The 21,193-nt window shown below is 31.9% G+C and carries 18 protein-coding genes; 17 read left to right on the top strand and 1 reads right to left on the bottom strand.

The window, feature by feature from the left end:
- Window positions 1-39: 39 nt before the first annotated feature.
- The 6 genes from rplQ to ctlX all read left to right on the top strand — a co-directional run bounded on the left by rplQ (window position 40) and on the right by ctlX (window position 6,722).
- Complete coding sequence (rplQ, locus tag ACFO3N_RS14465) at window positions 40-531, top strand: 50S ribosomal protein L17 (RefSeq protein ID WP_095931493.1); 492 nt, start codon at window positions 40-42, stop codon at window positions 529-531.
- Window positions 532-776: 245 nt separating this feature from the next.
- Window positions 777-1,886 (top strand): glutamine-hydrolyzing carbamoyl-phosphate synthase small subunit, encoded by a 1,110-nt coding sequence (carA, locus tag ACFO3N_RS14460; RefSeq protein WP_379798814.1) that lies wholly within the window; start codon window positions 777-779, stop codon window positions 1,884-1,886.
- Window positions 1,887-1,997: 111 nt separating this feature from the next.
- Window positions 1,998-3,290 carry a phosphopyruvate hydratase gene (eno, locus tag ACFO3N_RS14455; RefSeq protein WP_095931491.1) on the top strand — a complete coding sequence of 431 codons (1,293 nt, stop codon included), beginning with the start codon at window positions 1,998-2,000 and terminating at the stop codon, window positions 3,288-3,290.
- Window positions 3,291-3,443: 153 nt separating this feature from the next.
- A complete protein-coding gene (locus ACFO3N_RS14450) occupies window positions 3,444-4,721 on the top strand; it encodes a citrate synthase (protein ID WP_095931490.1) in 1,278 nt (425 codons plus the stop codon).
- A gap of 62 nt (window positions 4,722-4,783) precedes the next feature.
- A complete protein-coding gene (locus tag ACFO3N_RS14445; RefSeq protein ID WP_250837464.1) occupies window positions 4,784-5,698 on the top strand; it encodes a dimethylarginine dimethylaminohydrolase family protein in 915 nt (304 codons plus the stop codon).
- 88 nt (window positions 5,699-5,786) lie between these two features.
- Complete coding sequence (ctlX, locus tag ACFO3N_RS14440; RefSeq protein WP_379798811.1) at window positions 5,787-6,722, top strand: citrulline utilization hydrolase CtlX; 936 nt, start codon at window positions 5,787-5,789, stop codon at window positions 6,720-6,722.
- A 76-nt stretch (window positions 6,723-6,798) separates the two neighbouring features.
- Here the strand turns inward: ctlX and ACFO3N_RS14435 are convergent, their stop codons facing one another.
- On the bottom strand, window positions 6,799-7,425 hold the full coding sequence (locus ACFO3N_RS14435; protein WP_095931487.1) for a MarC family NAAT transporter: 627 nt from the start codon (window positions 7,423-7,425) through the stop codon (window positions 6,799-6,801).
- Between the two features lie 153 nt (window positions 7,426-7,578).
- On the opposite strand from ACFO3N_RS14435, the gene ACFO3N_RS14430 reads away from it, so the two are divergent.
- From ACFO3N_RS14430 to ACFO3N_RS14380, 11 genes are all read left to right on the top strand, one after another.
- Window positions 7,579-7,944 carry a CoA-binding protein gene (locus ACFO3N_RS14430; protein ID WP_379798809.1) on the top strand — a complete coding sequence of 122 codons (366 nt, stop codon included), beginning with the start codon at window positions 7,579-7,581 and terminating at the stop codon, window positions 7,942-7,944.
- A 130-nt stretch (window positions 7,945-8,074) separates the two neighbouring features.
- Window positions 8,075-8,695 carry a recombination mediator RecR gene (gene recR, locus ACFO3N_RS14425; RefSeq protein WP_379798807.1) on the top strand — a complete coding sequence of 207 codons (621 nt, stop codon included), beginning with the start codon at window positions 8,075-8,077 and terminating at the stop codon, window positions 8,693-8,695.
- A gap of 71 nt (window positions 8,696-8,766) precedes the next feature.
- Entirely contained in the window at window positions 8,767-9,564 is a 798-nt protein-coding gene (locus ACFO3N_RS14420; RefSeq protein ID WP_379798805.1) for a polysaccharide biosynthesis/export family protein, read from the top strand.
- 16 nt (window positions 9,565-9,580) lie between these two features.
- A complete protein-coding gene (locus tag ACFO3N_RS14415; RefSeq protein WP_379798803.1) occupies window positions 9,581-12,028 on the top strand; it encodes a polysaccharide biosynthesis tyrosine autokinase in 2,448 nt (815 codons plus the stop codon).
- A gap of 9 nt (window positions 12,029-12,037) precedes the next feature.
- The gene (locus ACFO3N_RS14410; RefSeq protein WP_379798801.1) at window positions 12,038-13,021 is read left to right on the top strand and encodes an SDR family oxidoreductase; all 984 of its coding nucleotides are present in this window, start codon (window positions 12,038-12,040) and stop codon (window positions 13,019-13,021) included.
- A gap of 27 nt (window positions 13,022-13,048) precedes the next feature.
- A complete protein-coding gene (locus ACFO3N_RS14405; protein WP_379798799.1) occupies window positions 13,049-14,440 on the top strand; it encodes a UDP-glucose 6-dehydrogenase in 1,392 nt (463 codons plus the stop codon).
- Between the two features lie 66 nt (window positions 14,441-14,506).
- Entirely contained in the window at window positions 14,507-14,971 is a 465-nt protein-coding gene (locus tag ACFO3N_RS14400) for a UpxY family transcription antiterminator (RefSeq protein WP_379798796.1), read from the top strand.
- A gap of 285 nt (window positions 14,972-15,256) precedes the next feature.
- Window positions 15,257-16,543 (top strand): nucleotide sugar dehydrogenase, encoded by a 1,287-nt coding sequence (locus tag ACFO3N_RS14395; RefSeq protein ID WP_379798794.1) that lies wholly within the window; start codon window positions 15,257-15,259, stop codon window positions 16,541-16,543.
- A 31-nt stretch (window positions 16,544-16,574) separates the two neighbouring features.
- Window positions 16,575-17,582 (top strand): mannose-1-phosphate guanylyltransferase, encoded by a 1,008-nt coding sequence (locus ACFO3N_RS14390; RefSeq protein WP_379798791.1) that lies wholly within the window; start codon window positions 16,575-16,577, stop codon window positions 17,580-17,582.
- Between the two features lie 15 nt (window positions 17,583-17,597).
- Window positions 17,598-18,644: a dTDP-glucose 4,6-dehydratase gene (gene rfbB / locus ACFO3N_RS14385; RefSeq protein ID WP_379798789.1), complete on the top strand. Its 1,047-nt coding sequence runs from the start codon at window positions 17,598-17,600 to the stop codon at window positions 18,642-18,644.
- A 51-nt stretch (window positions 18,645-18,695) separates the two neighbouring features.
- Complete coding sequence (locus tag ACFO3N_RS14380; RefSeq protein WP_379798787.1) at window positions 18,696-21,188, top strand: SLBB domain-containing protein; 2,493 nt, start codon at window positions 18,696-18,698, stop codon at window positions 21,186-21,188.
- The last annotated feature ends 5 nt before the right edge of the window (window positions 21,189-21,193 follow it).

The raw sequence follows: 21,193 nt of genomic DNA, 5'->3' as shown, positions 1-21,193 counted from the left end.
TAGCGGATTGTAGCAAGATGAAGATAAAAAAAACACGTCATGAGACACGGAAAAAAATTCAACCACTTAAGCAGACAGACTGGACATAGAAAAGCTATGTTGGCTAATATGGCTTGTTCTCTTATTGAGCACAAACGTATTAACACTACTGTTGCTAAAGCTAAAGCGCTTAAACAATTTGTTGAGCCTTTAATCACTAAATCAAAAGAAGATACGACTCACAATCGTCGTATTGTTTTTGCTTACCTACGTAGCAAATATGCTGTAACTGACTTGTTCAGAGATGTGGCTGCTAAAGTTGGAGACCGTCCAGGTGGATACACTCGTATCATTAAAGTTGGTAATCGTTTGGGAGATAATGCTGATATGGCAATGATCGAACTTGTAGATTTTAATGAACTTTACAACGGAGGTAAAAAAGAAGTTAAAAAAGCGAAAAGCCGTCGTGGTGGTAAAGCTAAAAAAGCTGAAACTGCTGCTCCAGAAGCTCCTGCTGCTGAAACAGAAACGACTACTGAAGCTTCTGAATAATTATGAAAGTAATCATTCTATAGAAATCAAGGATAAACTAATTTTTAGTTTATCCTTTTTTTTTGATTTTTTTGAAACCGTAAAAATGTAACTTATTTAAAATGATAGGTTTTATTTTTACGGATGAAAGTTTTAAAAAATCTTGGAGGGGCTATTTTAAAGAAGTAAATTTGCAAAATTCTAATTACACTTAAAACCTATATTTTGGTTTTATAACTTGATTAAAAAACAATACAAATTAAATAATGAAATACACAACACGACAAAGCGCCATTTTATTACTTAGTGATGGAACAATCTTTCACGGAAAATCTATCGGAATTAGCGGTAAAACTTTTGGTGAAGTTTGTTTTAACACAGGGATGACTGGGTATCAGGAAATTTTTACTGATCCTTCTTATTTTGGGCAAATAATGGTTGCTACAAATACACATATCGGAAACTATGGTGTTAATGATTCTGAGGTTGAATCTGATAGTATTAAAATTGCCGGTTTAGTTTGTAAAAACTTTAGTTTTAATTATTCTAGAGAAAATGCTTCGGGAAGTTTAGAGGATTATTTTGCTAAACAAAATTTAATCTGTATTTCTGATGTTGATACGCGTGCACTTGTAAGTTACATTCGAGATAATGGGGCTATGAATGCAGTAATTTGTACAGATGGAACTTCAATCGAGGATTTGAAAAAAGAGTTAGCTAATGTTCCAAATATGGAAGGTTTGGAATTGGCTTCTAAAGTTTCGACTAAAGAGCCATATTTCTTTGGCGACGAAAATGCTACTTATAAAATATCAGCTTTAGATCTTGGTATCAAAAAGAATATTTTAAGAAATCTTGCTAAAAGAGATTGTTACATTAAAGTGTATCCGTTTGATTCAACTTATAAAGATATGTCTGAGTTTAATCCTGATGGATACTTCTTATCAAATGGACCTGGAGACCCGGATCCGTTGTTTGGAGCAATTCAGGTTGCTAAGGAGATTTTGGTAGATAATAAGCCATTGTTTGGAATCTGTTTAGGGCATCAAGTAATCGGTTTGGCTAATGGTGTTGAAACTTATAAGATGTTTAATGGACACAGAGGAATTAACCACCCGGTAAAAAACATCCTTACAGGTAAGGGAGAAATAACATCTCAAAACCACGGGTTTGCTGTTAAGAGAGAGCAATTGGAAAATCATCCAGAATTAGAAATTACGCATGTTCACTTGAATGATGGTACTGTTGCAGGAATGAGAATGAAGAATAAAAATTGTTTCTCAGTTCAATATCACCCAGAGGCTAGTCCAGGACCGCATGATTCGTCATATTTGTTTGACCAATTTGTAGAGAATATTAAAAGCGGCAAAGCCTAAAACGATGTAGTTAATAAATAAAGGTGTTTAATGACTACAATGCGTTTATAGTATTAAATATTTTTATAATTTCGAAAAAAATATATAATTTATTAATAAAAAACAAAAATAATGAGTATTATAATTAAAGTTCACGCAAGACAAATTCTTGATTCTAGAGGTAATCCTACTATTGAAGTAGATGTAGTAACTGAAAATGGAGTTTTAGGTAGAGCTGCTGTTCCATCTGGAGCATCAACTGGAGAACACGAAGCTGTTGAATTACGTGATGGAGGTAAAGCTTATCTAGGTAAAGGTGTTTTGAATGCAGTGAACAATGTAAATACTGTTATTGCTGAAGAATTAGTAGGAACTTCTGTTTTCGAACAAAACACAATTGACCAATTAATGATCGATTTAGATGGAACTCCAAATAAATCTAAATTAGGAGCTAATGCTATTTTAGGAGTTTCTTTAGCTGCTGCAAAAGCTGCTGCTAACGAACTTGGTTTGCCATTATACAGATACGTAGGTGGTGTTTCTGCTAATACGTTACCAGTTCCAATGATGAACATCATCAACGGTGGTTCTCACTCTGATGCACCTATCGCGTTCCAAGAGTTTATGATTTTCCCAGTAAAAGCAACTTCTTTTACACATTCGATGCAAATGGGAACTGAAATTTTCCACAGTTTGAAAAAAGTTTTACACGATAGAGGTTTGAGTACTGCTGTAGGTGACGAAGGTGGTTTTGCTCCAAACTTAGCTGGTGGTACTGAAGATGCGTTAGATACAATTAAATTGGCTGTTGAAAAAGCAGGTTATTCTTTCGGTGACGAAATTATGATCGCTCTTGACTGTGCTGCTTCTGAGTTTTATGTAAACGGTAAATACGATTATACTAAATTTGAAGGTGAAACTGGAAAAATCAGAACTTCTGAGGAGCAGGCTGATTACTTAGCTGAACTTGCAGCTAAATATCCAATCATTTCTATCGAAGATGGTATGTACGAAGATGATTGGAATGGATGGAAATATTTGACTGAAAAAATTGGTGATAAAGTCCAATTAGTTGGTGATGATTTGTTTGTTACTAATGTTGAGCGTTTGTCTACAGGAATCCAAAAAGGAATTGCTAACTCTATCTTGGTAAAAGTAAATCAAATTGGAACTTTAACTGAAACTATTGCTGCTGTAAACATGGCAAAAAATGCTGGTTACACATCTGTAATGTCTCACCGTTCTGGAGAAACTGAAGATAATACAATTGCTGACCTAGCTGTAGCTTTAAACTGTGGTCAAATTAAAACTGGTTCTGCTTCTCGTTCAGATCGTATGGCAAAATACAATCAATTATTAAGAATTGAGGAAGAATTAGGAAGCACTGCTTATTTCCCAGGTTTAAATGCTTTCAAGATTAAATAATCATAAGAGATATATTAAGATAAACCATTCATTTTTTAATGAATGGTTTTTTTTTGGAGTTTTAACAAATTCATAGCAGTATTCTTTTTTTAATTAGTCTTAAATTCATTAGATTTGATAAATTATTATTTAAAGAATTATTTCCAGTATATTATGTCAAAAATAGCTACATTAGAAATAGATGGTAAAAAGATTGAACTTCCAGTAATCACAGGAAGCGAAAACGAATCAGCTATCGATATTAACAAATTACGTGATTTAACAGGTTTTATTACACTTGATCCAGGTTATAAAAATTCAGGGTCTTGTACAAGCGAAATCACTTTCCTAGATGGAGAAGAAGGAATTTTACGTTACAGAGGATACTCAATCGAAGATCTTGCAGAAAAAGCTAATTTCTTAGAAGTATCTTATCTTTTGATTTTTGGTGAATTGCCTACAGCTTCACAATTAGAAGATTTTGAAAATGGTATCAAAAAGCATTCTTTGGTAAACGAAGAAATGAAAAATATCATTGACGGTTTTCCTAAAACGGCTCACCCAATGGGAGTGCTATCTGCTTTAACAAGTGCTTTAACAGCATTTAACCCTAAAGCAGTTAATGTTGATAATGAAAAAGAAATGTACGAGGCTATTTGTAAAACAATGGCAAAATTTCTTGTAATTGCTACATGGACTTATAGAAAATCTATGGGTTATCCTTTAAACTACTACGATAATACAAAAGGATATGTAGAAAGCTTTATGCAATTAATGTTTAAATTGCCTACTGGTCCTTATGCTGCAAATCCAGTAATCGTAAATGCTTTAGATAAATTATTTATTCTTCACGCAGATCATGAGCAAAACTGTTCTACATCTACTGTTAGAATGGTAGGTTCTTCTCACGCAGGTTTATTTGCTTCAGTTTCTGCAGGAGTTTCAGCTTTATGGGGGCCACTTCACGGTGGAGCAAACCAAGCTGTACTTGAAATGCTTGAAGAGATTAATAAAGATGGCGGAGATACAGATAAATTCTTAGCAAAAGCAAAAGACAAAAATGATCCTTTCCGTTTAATGGGATTCGGACACAGAGTTTATAAAAACTTTGATCCAAGAGCTAAAATTATAAAAAAAGCAGCAACAGAAGTATTAGAGACTTTAGGTGTTGAAGATCCGATTTTAGATATTGCAAGAAAATTAGAAAAAGCTGCTCTTGAAGATGAATACTTCAAAGCAAGAAACTTATATCCAAACGTTGATTTCTACTCTGGAATTATCTACAGAGCTTTAGGAATTCCTACTGATATGTTTACTGTTATGTTTGCAATTGGAAGACTACCAGGTTGGATTGCGCAATGGAAAGAAATGCGTGAAAATAAAGAACCAATTGGAAGACCAAGACAAATTTATACAGGACATCCTTTACGAGAGTTTAAGTCTAATAAATAAAAAACGAAAGCTTCACTTAACTGTGAAGCTTTTTTTATATTTGCTCAAAATACAATAAAGTTATGTTGCAATTAAATGTAAAGAACGAAACGTCTCGACTTCGTGCTGTAGTTCTGGGTTCTGCTGTTCATAATGGACCAACTCCAACTATAGAAGAGGCTTATGATCCTAAATCATTGGAACATATTAAGGCGGGAACTTATCCTTTAGAAAAAGATATGGTTGCTGAAATGGATGCTTTTAATGCTGTTTTTCAGAAATATGATGTTACAGTTTATCGTCCGGAAATGATTGAAAACTACAATCAGATTTTTGCAAGAGATATTGGGTTCGTAATTGATGATGTCTTTGTGAAATCAAATATTCTTCCAGATAGAGAGCGCGAATTGGATGCTATTCAATATGTAATTGATCAGATAGATCCATTAAAAGTAGTTCGCCCTCCAGAAGAAGTTCATATCGAAGGAGGAGATGTAATGCTTTGGAATGATCATATTTTTATCGGAACTTATAAAGGAAGTGATTATAAAGACTACATTACAGCAAGGACAAATATGCACGGTGTTAATTATATTAAATCGTTATTTCCTAATAAGATTGTAAAAGAATTTGATTTAGTTAAATCGAAATTAGAAGCTCGTGACAATGCGTTGCATTTAGATTGTTGTTTTCAGCCGGTTGGAAAAAATAAAGGTATTATTTATAAAAGAGGTTTTCGTGAAGAAGCAGATTATCTTTATTTAGTGAAGCTTTTCGGAAAAGAAAATCTATTTCATATTGAAAGAAACGAAATGTATAATATGTTTTCGAATGTGTTTTCAATTGATGAAAATGTGGTAGTTTCTGAAAAGAATTTTACGAGATTGAATAATTGGCTTCGTGAAAATGGTTTTACTGTTGAAGAAATTCCATATGCTGAAATTTCAAAGCAAGAAGGTTTGTTGAGATGTTCAACGCTTCCATTAATTAGAGACTAAAAACAGTTTTTGTTTCAAGTTTCAGGTTTCAAGTTTTTGCAAGACGTGAAACCTGAAACTTGAAACTTGAAACAAAAAAATATAAAAAATGAGACAAACAACAAACGCAATAGTAATGATTCGACCAGTTGCTTTCAGAATGAATGAACAGACAGCTGTAAATAATTATTATCAAAAAGTATTAGATGGACTTTTACCAAGTACCGTTAATGCTAAAGCACAACAGGAATTTGATGCTTTTGTTGAAAAATTAAGGGCAGTCGGAGTAGATGTTACTGTTGTTGATGACAATTTGGAGACTGATACTCCTGATAGTATTTTTCCAAACAATTGGGTTTCATTTCATGAAAATGGTGATGTAGCACTTTATCCGATGTTTGCTGAAAATCGTCGTCAAGAACGTCGTGAAGATATTTTGGATACTTTGGAAGAAAAAGGATTCGAAATTTCTAATATCATGGATTATACTTCAGCAGAAGAAGATGGCATTTTCTTAGAAGGAACAGGAAGTTTGTTGTTAGATAGAGCTAATGGAAAAGCATATTGCGCACTATCTCCAAGAGCAGATGAAGAGCTTTTTATAGAATTCTGCGAAGATTTTGATTATGCTCCTGTTATTTTTGAAGCTTTTCAGACGGTTGATGGCGAGCGTAAACTAATTTATCATACTAATGTAATGATGTGTTTAGGTGAAACTTTTGCTGTTATTTGTGCAGATTCTATCGATGATAAGAAAGAACGAAAAATGGTTCTAGATAATCTTAAACAAGATCAAAAGGAAGTTATTTTAATAACAGAAGACCAAGTGAATAATTTTGCAGGAAATATGCTAGAAGTTCGCGGAAAAGATGATAAGAGATATATTGTTATGAGTGCTTCTGCACACCAGATCTTAACTCCAAAACAGATTGCTCAATTGGAAAATCATGCAGAAATCTTAAGCTCAAGCCTTGATACAATTGAAGCTTGTGGAGGAGGAAGTGCAAGATGTATGATGGCTGAAGTTTTCTTGCCAAGAAGTTAAAATAAAAGATCTAATAAAAAGAAAGGGATAAAATCAAGTAAGATTTTATCCCTTTCTTTTTAAGAATATTTTGGAGTTAAAAATTTCCTTTTATAATATTTACTATAGCACTTACTATGTATTGAATTCCGATAGAAATAACGATAAAACCAACAATTCTTGAAATAGCAACAATTCCAGATGCTCCTAAAATTCTAGCTAGATAATGAGCGCTTTTTAAAATGGCAAAAATCGCTACAGCAATTGCAAGAATGGCTAATGAAGAAATGATAATTTCGTTTATTTCATGATGTTCTTGATAAAAAGCAATTAAAAGAGACATCGATCCAGGGCCAGCAAGCATTGGTATTGCTAAAGGTGTTAATGCGATATCATTTCTGTGTTGTGCTTCATTTTCAATTTTTTTATTGATTCCTCGTTTCTTGTTGAATTTTCCAGAAAGTAAAGAAAAGCCAGAATTTACAATTACAATTCCGCCCGCAATTCTTAAGGCGTCTATGCTTATTCCGAAAAAAGTTAGAACATATTGGCCAATGAAATAAGAAACCAATAATATGATGAAAACATTGATTGCAGTCCAAAGAGAGATTCGGGATCTTTCTTTTTGAGAGTCGTGTTGTGTTAATCCGACAAAAATAGGTACGGTTCCAATTGGGTTAAGCACGGAGAACAAGGCGGCAAATAAGTAAATAAATAATTCCATATTGTATTGGTTGGTTGAAGTAAATGTAGTTATTTTTTGATGTTTTTATGTAGAATTATGTTATAATAATGTTTTTTATTGCTGTTTATTCTGGGTCAAAGAGATAAAGTTAAATCGTTCTTTTTAATTACTTTTGCATTCTAAACAAAAAAAATGAAAAATAAAAAAACATTAGTTATAGGAGCGTCTACAAATCCAGAACGTTATTCTTATAAAGCAGTAAATATGCTGATAGGAAAAGGACATTCTGTTTTAGCAATCGGACAAAAAGCTGGAGAAGTTGCTGGAGTAAAAATTCAAACTAAAGCGATACCAGTTAAAAATATTGATACTATCACTTTGTATTTAAATCCTATTCGTCAGAGAGATTATTATAATTATATTATTGAGTCACATCCTAAACGAGTAATTTTTAATCCAGGAACCGAAAATCCAGAGTTGTACCAATTGCTAGAATTAAATGATATTCAAGTAGAGGTAGCTTGTACGTTAGTTTTGTTGGCTACAAATCAATACTAAAACATTGTTTGTCATCTTCATTTGAGCTAAGAAAAGAAAGGGGTTTCGTAATAAATTATTGTTAGTGTTAAGCTTTGAATTTAATGGCTGTAATGTAGGCTAAACCATTAAAAGTATTACTTTTGTCGTCATGGAATTTTCATCAAAATTAATTGAAAAAGCGGTAAACGAAATGTCGCAATTACCTGGTATAGGTAAGCGTACGGCACTTCGATTAGTTCTTCATTTGTTAAAGCAATCTAAAGAACAAACAGCTTTTTTGTCTCAAGCATTATTGAAAATGCGTGAGGATATTAAGTTTTGTGAAAGTTGCCATAATATTTCTGACACTAAAATGTGTGAGATTTGCGCTAATCCAGTTAGAAATCATGAAACAATATGTATTGTAGAAGATATTAGAGATGTTATGGCTATAGAAAATACTGGACAATTTAAAGGAATATATCATGTACTTGGCGGGAAAATTTCACCTATTGAAGGAGTTGGTCCGAATCAGTTAAATATTTCTAGTTTAGTAACAAAAGTAAAATCTGGAAATGTAGCGGAGATTATTTTTGCTTTAAGCTCAACTATGGAAGGAGATACAACGAATTTTTATATCTATAAACAAATTGCAGATTCTGATATTATAATTTCGACAATTGCGAGAGGAATATCGGTTGGAGATGAATTAGAATATGCAGACGAAATAACACTTGGGCGCAGTATCTTGCATAGAGTGCCTTTCGAAAAAACATTTAAAAACAATTAACTAAACCCCAAATAGCGATTAGGTTTTTCTTAATATTAAAAAGAAACGATCTTTGCGAAAACATTGAACGAATGACAAAAAATAGCTTTCTTCTATTCTTATTAGTCTCTACATTATTTACTTCGTGCATTCCAATTAAAGATTTGGTTTACCTTCAAGATAAAAATGATTCAGGAGAACAAGCGGCGATTGTAGCAGTAGAATCAAAACCATATAGATTGCAGGTACATGATATTTTAAGAATTAATATAAAGGCAATAGACTCAAAATTAGTTTCTATTTTTAATACAACAGAATCGGAAACGGGTCAAGGTCAGGCAGGGAAAAGTGAATCTGCTTTGTACTTTGATGGATTTACAGTTGATGATCACGGAAATATAAGAATGCCAATTCTTGGAGAAATTAATGTAATTGGATACACTCTCGAAGAGACAAGAATAAAAATTGAAAAGAAATTACTGGAAGAATATTTTAAAAGCGAAGCAAATATTTTTGTAACAGTAAAATTAGCTGGCTTTAGATATACCATAAATGGAGAAGTTGGAAGTACAGGTACAAAAGTATTATTTAAAGACAATGTAAATATTTTAGAAGCTGTTGCAAATGCAGGAGATATTACAACAGTTGGTAATAGAAGAGAAGTAACCATAATTCGTCAGAGTCCAACTGGTGTTCAAATGCATGATATTGATCTTACAGATGTAAACGTAATGAAATCACCATACTATTATTTGCAACCGAATGATTATATATACGTAAAGCCATTGAGACAAAAAACTTGGGGAACTGGGCAAACGGGAATACAGTCTATAGGAACAATAATTACATTGTTATCTTTGGCAACAACAGTTTATTTAATTATAAAGTAAAAAATAGATTTTTAAAATGTTAGATATTAAAGATTTCGCCATTTTTGAAAATCATTCTCATTTTGATTTTAAAGGGTTTCTGTTGAAAATTGTAAGTTACTGGAAATGGTTTCTTGTAAGTTTGATTATTACATTCACTATTGCTTACCAGATAAATATTCGTAAAGAAAAAATTTACGGAATGCAAACCATGATTTCTGTTAAAGAAGAAAGCAATCCTTTTTTTACATCAAACACCAGTTTGGTATTCAATTGGGGAGGAGTTTCGGATCAGGTAAATGGTATTTCTACGATTTTGCAATCGCGATCTCATAATGAACTAGTTGTAGATAAACTTCAATTTTATATTAATTATTTAGAGCAGGGAAAATACAATTTAATTGATTCTTACGGAGCAGTACCATTTTATGTCGATATTGACAAAACAAAGGGACAGCTTGCAAATACATTAATTAATATAAAATTTTTAAGTGAAAATGAGTATCAAATTCAGATACCATTTGAAGTTAATTCTGTTTCGTTAATTACTTATAGCAATAATTCTTACAGCAATACGTCAGTACAACCCACAACTTTTATTAAAAAATACAAAGTAGGAGAACGTGTTAATCTTCCATTTTTAAATTGGAAACTTCAAATAGTAGATAATCCAGGTTTTTATAAAGGTAAAGAATACTTTGTAAGATTTAATGATTTTGATGGAACTGTATCTCAATATAAAGGCATAAATGTAGATGCTGGAAAAAGTACGGGTTCGTTGTTGACTTTGTCAATGCAGGGAACAAATAAAGCAAGGATGGTTGACTATCTAAATGCTACCGTAAGGATGCTTATGAAATTGCAACTAGATGGTAAAAATCAATTTGCAACAAACACGATTAGATTTATTGATAGTACTCTTGTTGCAATGGAATCTCAGCTAAAAGAGACAGGTAACGAATTAAAGTCTTTTCAAAAAGACAAAAATATTTACGAAATAGAAGATGGAGGGTCTAAAGTTTCAGAGAAAATAATGAGTTTTGATGCTGAAAAGGATCAAGTAGCTAGAAAAATTGCTTATTATAACTCTTTAAAAGCATATCTAAATAGTAGCGTTGATTATTCTAGATTACCTGCCCCTTCTGTTGCTGGAATTGAAGATCCTAACGTTGTTGCTAATGTTTCCAGACTTATAGCCCTTTCTACTCAAAGATCTGAGATGGCTTATGCTGTAAAAAGTGAAAAAATATTTAAAGATTTTGATAATCAAATGGCCGCGGTAAAAAATGTTCTTCAAGAGAATATTGTTACAGCAAAGTCTTCTTTAGTTTATGATTTATCTTTGCTAAATGCTAAAATTGGCCAAGCAGAAAGCACTGTTAAAAAACTTCCTGCTGAACAACAAGAATTACTGAAGATTAAAAGAAAATATGATTTGAACGATAATATCTATACAGAATTCCTTCAAAAGAGAAATGAAGCAGAAATTGTAAGAGCGTCTAATCTATCAGATATTCATTTTATTGATCCTGCAAAAGATATTGGCGGAGGTCTAATTGGGCCAAAGACTTCTGTAAACTATGTAATGGCTTTGTTCTTAGGGATTTTAATTCCTTTGTTGTTTGTTTTGTTAATCTTCTTTATTAATAATTCAATTCAGAATGGTGATGATATTAGTAAACTAACTCAGATTCCATTACTTGGAGTAGTGGGTATTAATAAAGACTCAGGAAGCTTAGCGGTTTTTGATAAGCCAAAATCTGCTCTTTCAGAATCATTTAGGGGCTTACGTTCTTCCCTTCAGTTTTTATATAAAAAGCAAAAAGTTGACGGATCCAAAACCTTGATGATTACTTCTTCAATTAGTGGAGAGGGAAAAACATTCTGTTCTATAAATATTGCTACAGTTTTTGCTTTAAGCGAGAAAAAAACAGTAATAGTTGGTCTGGATTTAAGAAAACCAAGATTGGCAGATGAATTTCAATTAAAATCATCTCTAGGAGTGGTCAATTATTTAATAAGACAAAATAATTTAGAAGAAATTACTAATGAGACACCAATTCCTAATTTAGATATAATACTTTCAGGACCAATCCCTCCAAATCCTTCTGAGTTAATTTTAAGTGATGCAATGAAAGAATTGATTGATGAACTGAAGCAGAAATATGATTATATAGTTTTGGATACTCCGCCAGTTGGTTTAGTTGCAGATTCGTTAGAATTAGTTCAGTTTGCAGATGTAATATTGTACATTGTAAGACAAAATTATACTAAGAAAGATATGATCACGTTGTTGAATACTAGGATTAAACGTGGAGAGTTGAGCAACGTGAGTATTGTGCTAAATGGTTATGAAAATAAAGCAAAATATGGTAGTGGTTATGGATATGGCTACGGCTACGGTGCTTATTCAAATGGCTATCATGATGAGGAGGTTAAAGATGGATTTTGGAAAGCATTTTTAAACCGAATTAGAAAAAAATAAACTTGATAAATGGAAAGCAGGGTAAAGAATACAATTTTGATTACTGGGGGAGCTGGATTTATAGGTTCAAATTTGACTGAGTATTTTTTAGGCTTAGGTTATAAAGTCGTTTGTTTGGATAATTTTTCTACAGGCCATCGATATAATTTAAAAGATTTTTTAAATAATCCTGATTTTAAGTTAATTGAAGGCGATATTCGAAATTTAACTGATTGTAAATTAGCTGTTGAAAGAGTAGATTGTATTTTACATCAAGCGGCTTTAGGTTCTGTTCCTAGATCGATAAAAGATCCAATTACGACTAATGATGTAAATGTTTCGGGTTTTTTAAATATGCTTACAGCAGCACGCGATGCTAAAGTAAAACGATTTGTTTATGCAGCGAGTTCTTCTACTTATGGAGATTCTCAAGGATTGCCAAAAGTAGAGGATGTTATAGGAAAACCATTGTCTCCTTATGCAATTACAAAATATGTGAATGAACTTTATGCTGAAATTTTTAGCAAGACATACGGATTAGAAACAATCGGACTTCGTTATTTTAATGTTTTTGGAAGAAAGCAAGACCCTAATGGAGCTTATGCAGCTGTAATTCCAAAGTTTGTAAAGCAATTTATGAACCACGAAAGCCCAATAATTAATGGAGACGGAAATTATTCTCGTGATTTTACATATATAGATAATGTCATTCAAATGAATGAGTTGGCTATGACTTGTCAGAATCCCGAAGCAATTAACACTGTTTATAATACGGCATTTGGAGACAGAAATACATTAAATGACTTAGTCGGATATTTAAAAGAATATTTATCAGACTTTGATCCAGAAATTAAGAATGTTCCAGTTATTTATGGCGAAAATAGGGTAGGAGACATTCCGCATTCTCTAGCAAGTATCGAAAAGGCAAAAAGAAATCTGGGTTATAATCCAAAGTATTCTTTGCAAGACGGATTAAAAGAAGCTGTCGAATGGTATTGGAATAATTTAAAATAAATTTAAGATCAAAATAAAATAGATCAAATGAAAATTACAAAAATTTGCTGCATTGGTGCAGGATATGTTGGAGGGCCAACAATGGCAGTTATTGCTCAAAAATGTCCCCATATTCAGGTTACAGTTGTTGATTTAAATGAACAAAGAATCGCAGATTGGAATGATCCGAATCCTGAAAATATTCCGATATATGAACCTGGACTTTCTGAAATTGTAGCAGAAGCAAGGGGGAGAAATTTATTTTTTTCTACTGATGTAGATAAAGCAATAGATGAAGCTCAAATGATATTTATTTCTGTAAATACACCAACCAAGACTTATGGAAAAGGAAAAGGAATGGCAGCAGATTTAAAATATATCGAATTATGTGCTAGACAAATTGCAAGGGTTGCAAAACAAAATAAAATTGTAGTCGAGAAGTCGACTTTGCCAGTGAGAACTGCTGAAGCAATTAAAAGTATATTGGATAATACCGGAAATGGTGTTCAATTTCAAATTTTATCTAATCCAGAGTTTTTAGCAGAAGGAACTGCAGTTACAGATTTGTTAAACCCGGATCGAATTTTGATTGGTGGAGATACAACTCAAGAAGGAGAAGAAGCGATTAATTCATTAGTAGAAGTTTATTCGAATTGGGTAAGCAAAGATCGAATTTTGACAACAAATGTTTGGTCGTCAGAATTATCTAAACTAACCGCAAATGCATTTTTAGCACAACGTATTTCTTCAATAAATGCGATGTCGGAACTTTGCGAGAAAACGGGAGCAAATGTAAATGAGGTAGCTAAAGCGATCGGTATGGATAGTAGAATTGGTTCTAAATTTTTGAAAGCTTCTGTAGGATTTGGAGGTTCTTGTTTCCAAAAAGACATATTGAATTTAGTATATATCGCAAAATCATACGGATTAAATGAGGTTGCGGATTATTGGGAGCAAGTTATTATTATGAATGATCATCAAAAAAGAAGATTTTCTAATAAAATAGTTCAGACTTTATATAATACAGTAGCCGACAAAAAAATTACTTTCTTGGGTTGGGCTTTTAAAAAAGACACAAATGATACAAGAGAGTCTGCAGCTATTTATGTTGCTGATGATTTAATAAATGAACAAGCCAAAATCTCAGTTTTTGATCCGAAGGTTTCTAAAACTAAAATGCTAAATGACTTAGATTATCTAGAAACGAGAGCAAGTAAAAGTAATCTTGATGCACTAAGTGTTTTTAATAATGCTTACGAGGCATGTAAAGACGCACATGCGATTGCAATCTTAACAGAATGGGATGAGTTTACAACTTACGATTGGAAAAGGATTTATGATTCTATGCATAAGCCAGCTTTTATATTTGATGGAAGAAATATTTTAAATGCCAAACAATTAGAATCAATCGGATTCGTTTATAATGGTATTGGAGCATAAATTGGTTTTGTATTTGTAGAGTTAAAATGGAGTTGAATATGTTGCTTCATCCTAAATAAAAAGAAAATGAATTGGTACGTTGTTTATACAAAACCGAAATGGGAAAAGAAAGTAGCAGATAAGCTTAATCAGCTTGGAATAGAATGCTATTGTCCATTGATTACTCAAATAAAGCAGTGGTCAGATCGCAAGAAGAAAATTGAAACGCCTCTTTTTAATTCCTACGTTTTTGTCCAGTTACCTGATTCAGATCGTAATTTAGTTTTTCAAGCGCAAGGAGTAGTTAGGTATTTGTTTTGGTTAGGAAAGCCAGCAATTGTAAAAGATCAAGAAATTGAAATTATTAAGACAAGTTTAAAATCTCCAAATCTAAAGGATGTTTCAGTTTCTAGTATTCAGGTTGGAGATAAAATTAAATTAGAATCGGGAGCATTTAGCAATCAAAGTGGAGTTGTTCAAGAGGTTTCTAATAATTATTATGTATTAGTATTAGAAGCTTTGGGTTGTACATTAAAGATAAAATATAAGTAATTGTAGATTTTAAAGTAATTCAAACAGGAGAAAAAGTCTTTGAAAGAAATATTTTCTTCTGTTTTTTTATAAAGGATTTATTTACAGTCTGATTAGTAGACTGTTGTAAGGGTTTAGTTTTTTTGCGCTTAACAGTTTTTTGAGTATTACGGGAAACCGTATTGAATAACTAGAGTTATTGTACTATATTTGCGCGAAAATCATTATTTTAGGTATCTGAGTCAGAGTTATGTGACTGAGAACGGCGAAGCCGTGAATTGTAGTGACCAGATTAAATTAAAAAATATGAAGTTGGAAAATAATGTAAAGATTGCGGTTATAGGTTTAGGTTATGTAGGATTACCTTTAGCTCGATTATTTGCTACAAAGTATCCAGTTGTTGGTTTTGATATAAATGAATCGAGAGTTAATTCTTTAAAATCTGGAACAGATACTACTTTAGAAGTAGAGGATGATGTTTTACAAAGTGTTTTAATAGATAAACCAAATGAGAAAGGGTTATATTGTACTACCTCTATAAATGATATTGCTGAGTGTAACTATTATATAGTGACAGTCCCTACACCAGTAGACAAAAATAATAGGCCAGATTTAACGCCTCTTTATAAATCTAGTGAAACCGTTGGTAAAGTTTTAAAAAGAGGAGATATAGTTATTTACGAATCTACGGTTTATCCCGGAGTGACAGAAGAACAATGTGTGCCAGTTTTAGAGCAGGTTTCAGGATTGAAATTTAATGAAGATTTTTTTGCAGGATATTCACCAGAAAGAATTAATCCAGGTGATAAAGAGCATACAGTTGAAAAAATTTTAAAAGTAACATCAGGATCAACACCAGAAATAGGTTTAAAAGTTGATGCTTTATATAATTCTGTAATTACTGCAGGAACCCATTTAGCTCCAACAATAAAAGTAGCGGAAGCAGCGAAAGTTATTGAGAACTCTCAACGAGACATTAACATTGCTTTTGTTAACGAATTAGCTAAGATATTCAACTTAATGAATATCGATACTCAAGAAGTATTAGAAGCTGCATCTACAAAATGGAATTTTTTGCCATTTAAACCAGGTCTTGTTGGCGGACATTGTATTGGTGTAGATCCTTACTACTTAGCACAAAGAGCACAGGAGTTTGGTTATCACCCTGAAATAATTTTGGCAGGAAGACGTTTGAATGATAGCATGGGTGAATATGTAGCTTCGCAAATAGTGAAGTTAATGATTAAAAAAGGGATTTCGGTTAATGGAGCTGAGTTGTTAATGCTTGGTATTACTTTCAAAGAGAATTGTCCAGACGTAAGAAATACTAAAATTGTGGATGTTGTTAAGGCTTTAAAGGAATATGGAATTTTAGTTACCATATTTGATCCCCTTGCAAATGCACATGATGTAATAAAAGAATATAATTTAGTAACATTAGACTCTATTCCAAACAATAAATTTGATGCAATAGTTCTTGGAGTTTCACATGCTGAATTTTTAGAATTAGATTTTGCTAAATTGCAAAAATCAAATAGTTTATTGTATGATGTAAAAGGAGTTTTAGGGGCAATAGCTGATAATAGATTATAGCGCTAAAAAACCTTTTTTATTTTTAGAGAAAATGGAAACAAATAATTCAATAATACATGTGGTTTTAACAGGAGGAGTAGGCAGTAGATTATGGCCTCTTTCCCGCAAAAGCCAACCTAAACAATATTTAGAAATATTTGAAGGTAAATCTTTATTTGAAATGACTGTAGAACGTAACAGTCATTTAGCGGATAAGGTAATTGTAGTAGGAAATATAGACAATCATCATTTAAGTGGAAAGGTGATGAATAAAACTCAAACTTCTTATACTAACATTGTAGAAGCAACACCTCGAAATACGGCTGCTGCAATTGCTTTTGCAGCTTTTGCTTCAAAACCAGACGATATATTAATTGTTACTCCTTCTGATCATATAATTGATAAAATAGAAGATTACGATAATGCAATTAATGAGGCAATTTCTAAAGCAAAAGAAGGTTTCATAGTCACTTTTGGAATTATCCCAACAAAACCAGAAACAGGTTATGGGTATATTGAATCTAAAGGAGATAAAGTATTGTCATTTCGAGAAAAGCCAAATGAAACTACAGCCAAAGAGTTTATTGCAAGAGGAAATTTTTTATGGAATAGCGGTATGTTTTGCTTTAAAGCAAATGTACTTTTAGAGGAGTTAAAACAATTTCAACCAGATATTTATGAAAAATCTAAAATAGCTTGGGAGGCTTCTGATGAAGGGTTTTTAGATTTAGGATTATCTTTACAAATTCCATCAATAAGCGTTGATTATGCTGTGATGGAAAGAAGTAAAAAGATTAAGGTAGTTCCAGCATCTTTTTCTTGGTCAGATTTAGGTTCTTTTGAATCGGTATACGAATATTTAGTTTCAAAAGGGCATCCCGTAGATTCTAATGGTAATATGGTAATAGGTTGTGACAGTCATACAACTTTTTTAGGCTTAAGAAATACTATTTATGTACATACAGACACGGCAAATTTGATTTTACAAAAAGAAAATTCGCAAGATGTAAAAGATATATATAACGAATTGGAAAAACAAAATTCAGATTTATTAAATTAATAAGAGCATTTAAAAATGAAAAAAATTCTAATAACTGGTGGAGCTGGTTTTATTGGTTCTCATGTAGTAAGACGTTTTGTAAATAAATATCCACAATACGAGATTTTTAATTTAGACGCTTTGACATATGCAGGAAATCTGGAAAATATAAAAGACATTGAAAATAATTCAAATTATACCTTTGTAAAAGGAGACATTGTTGATGAGACTTTTATAAATGATCTTTTTAGACTCCACAAATTCGACGGAGTTTTACATTTAGCAGCAGAATCTCATGTTGATCGTTCAATTGAAGATCCATTAGCATTTGTTAAAACAAATGTAATAGGAACAATGAATTTATTAAACGCAGCTAAAAATCAATGGAAAGGTAATTTTGAAGGGAAAAGATTTTATCATATAAGTACTGATGAAGTTTACGGTTCCTTAGGTTCTACAGGATTATTTACGGAAGATACTCCTTACGATCCAAATTCTCCATACTCGGCTTCAAAAGCAAGTTCTGACCATTTTGTTAGAGCTTATGGAGAAACTTACGGACTTCCATATGTTTTAACTAATTGTTCAAACAATTATGGATCATATCACTTTCCTGAAAAACTTATTCCTCTTTTTATTAATAATATTATAAATAATAAGCCATTGCCTGTTTATGGAGATGGAAATTACACGCGTGATTGGCTTTTTGTTGAAGATCATGCTATTGCAATAGACTTAGTTTTTCATGAAGGAAAAAATCATGAAACATATAATATAGGAGGTTTTAACGAATGGAAAAATATTGATCTGGTTAAGTTACTATGTAAAATAATGGATAGAAAATTAGGGCGAGTTGAAGGTGCTTGTGAAGAATTAATTACATACGTAAAAGATCGACCAGGTCATGATTTACGTTATGCTATCGATGCCTCAAAAATTAATAAAGAATTAGGATGGAAGCCTTCAGTAACTTTTGAAGAAGGATTACAAAAGACTATAAATTGGTATCTGAATAACCAAGAATGGCTTCAAAGTGTTACTTCAGGATCTTATAAGGATTATTATCAAAAACAATACTCATAAAAGAAGATACTTAAACAATAAATTTCTCTTTTAAATAATTTTCTCATAAACATGAAAAAAATAATATACGTTCTTGCTCTATTTTTTACTCTATTAATGTCTTTTAATGTAAATGCCCAAGATATTATAAAATCTAAAGATCTTAGTACTGTCAAAGTGGATTATTTGTCAGATGATGAAATTGCAAAAATTGTTTCTCAATTAAAAAGTAATAAAACAACAATTAATGATGTTGAGTCGATGGCTTTATCAAAGGGTATGAGTCAAGCGGAATTTGATAAGTTAAGAGCTCGTGTTAATGAATACGAAAGAAGGAATACTTCAGATAAGGATAAAGATAAAACTAAAAAGGATCAGGATAAATCAAAAAAGACTGATAAGGACTCAGAGTTTGGAAGAAAACAAGAAAAAATAAAAAACGAGAAAATAAAAGACTCTTTAAATGCTTTAATTTTTGGATCAGAATTATTTGATAATCCTACATTAAATTTTGAACCAGATTTAAATTTAGCTACTCCTATGAACTATGTTTTAGGTCCTGGTGATGAACTACAAATAAGTGTGTATGGTGTTCAAGAATATAATGCCAATGTACCAGTTAGTGTTGAAGGGAAAGTTAATATTGATTACGTAGGACAAATATCAGTTTCAGGGATGTCTATTGAGGCAGCTACGCAAAAAATAAAAGCTGCTGTTGCAAGAGTTTATAGTACTGTTCGTTCTGGACAATCTCAGGTGAGCATTAGTTTAGGAAAAATACGTACTATAAAAGTAACAATTGTTGGAGGCAAACAACCTGGTAACTATTCAATATCTTCTTTAGCAACTGTTTATAATGCTTTACACTTAGCTGGAGGACCAGGAAAGAATGGAAGTTATAGAAATATTGAATTAATACGAAACAATAAAGTATACAAGAATATTGATATCTATAGGTTTTTAGTTAAGGGAGATCAGTCAGATAATGTTGCTTTAAAGGAAAATGATGTAATTCGAATTCCTGCTTACAGTCAGAGGGTAACAGTTGAAGGTGAAGTAAAGAGACCAGGAATCTTTGAAATGAAAAAAGGAGAAAAATTTTCTGATTTGTTAAACTTTGCATCAGGTTTCAACGAATTTGCTTATACGGCTTCAGTAAATGTATTACAAAAAACAGGAAAAGAATTTAAAGTTCATGATATAAACGAAAGTGAATACAATTCTTATCAGCCACAATCGGGAGATGTTTTCAGGGTTACAAAGATTTTAAATCGTTTTGAAAATCGTATTAAGATTGAAGGTGCTGTTTTTAGACCAGATTATTATTCTTTTACAGAGGGAATGAGAATTTCAGATTTGGTGATAAGAGCTGAAGGGCTAAAAGAAGATGCTTATAGTAAAAGAGCAAGAGTCATTCGTTTAAAAACAGATTTAACAACGGAAATTGTTAATGTTGATTTAGGGGCTGCTTTGTCAGGTGATTTGAATGCTGATATTGAATTAAAAAGAGAAGATATAGTTACAGTATATTCTATTTTAGACTTTAGGGAAGAATATAAAGTAACTATAGATGGAGAAGTGAAAAATCCAGGCGAATACGAATATTTTGAAAATCTTACGTTAAACGACTTAGTTGTTCAGGTTGGAGGATTAACAGGTTCAGCTTCTAAGAGAGTTGAAATTGCTAGAATGATTAAATCCGATGCTATTGATGATGCAGATCCTAAACGAATAGAATTAGTTGAACTGGAAATTACCGCAGATAATAATGAGCAAGTAAAGAATTTTGTTTTAAAACCTTTTGATGTTATTAATATTCGACGAATGGCAGTTTATGAAAAACCAGAAATGGTTAAAGTAAGCGGAGCTGTTACTTATCCAGGAAAATATGTTTTAGCAAATAAAAAGGAAAGAGTTTATAATGTAGTGATGAGAGCTGGTGGATTAACATCTATTGCTAATTTAGATGGAATGAAAATCAAACGGCCAATTAAAGAAGAACAAATAGAGCAATTGGAAAGTATTAATCTTAATTTAGATAAGAAAACTATTTCAGAAGACGAATCTAAGTCTAATTTAATGGAAAAAGATACGCTTAAATCTAAGTTGTCGAAAAAACTTCGAGATGAATTAAAATATACTACTATCCCTGTTAATTGGGAAAAAATTGTAAAAGATAAAAACCACTATTCTAATGTTACTTTATTTCCTGGAGATGAGATTGAAGTCGCTGTATATAACGAAGGAGTAAAAGTTACTGGTAATGTGTTGTTGACTTCTGAAATTCCATATAGAAGTGGTAAAGGATTCAAATATTATATTAATTCTGTTGGAGGTGTAGATAATAAAGGATGGAAGAGAAAAGCTTACATAATCTATCCAAATGGGAAAGCTGCTGTAACTAGCTCATTTTTATTCTTTAGATCTTATCCTAAAGTTGAACCAGATTCGCAAATAGTTGTGCCTGAAAAACCTGAAAGGAAAAAGATGAGTGCAGGAGAATGGGTCGGAATGGGAAGTGTTTTGGCTAGTTTAGCCTTGTTAATTGTTACGGCTTTTAAATAAATTAA

The sequence above is a fragment of the Flavobacterium chungangensis genome (genome assembly GCF_042654045.1).
GTDB lineage: Bacteria > Bacteroidota > Bacteroidia > Flavobacteriales > Flavobacteriaceae > Flavobacterium > Flavobacterium chungangensis.
The sequence above is the reverse complement of the archived record's forward strand: the minus strand, read 5'-3'. Positions and strand labels throughout refer to the sequence as shown.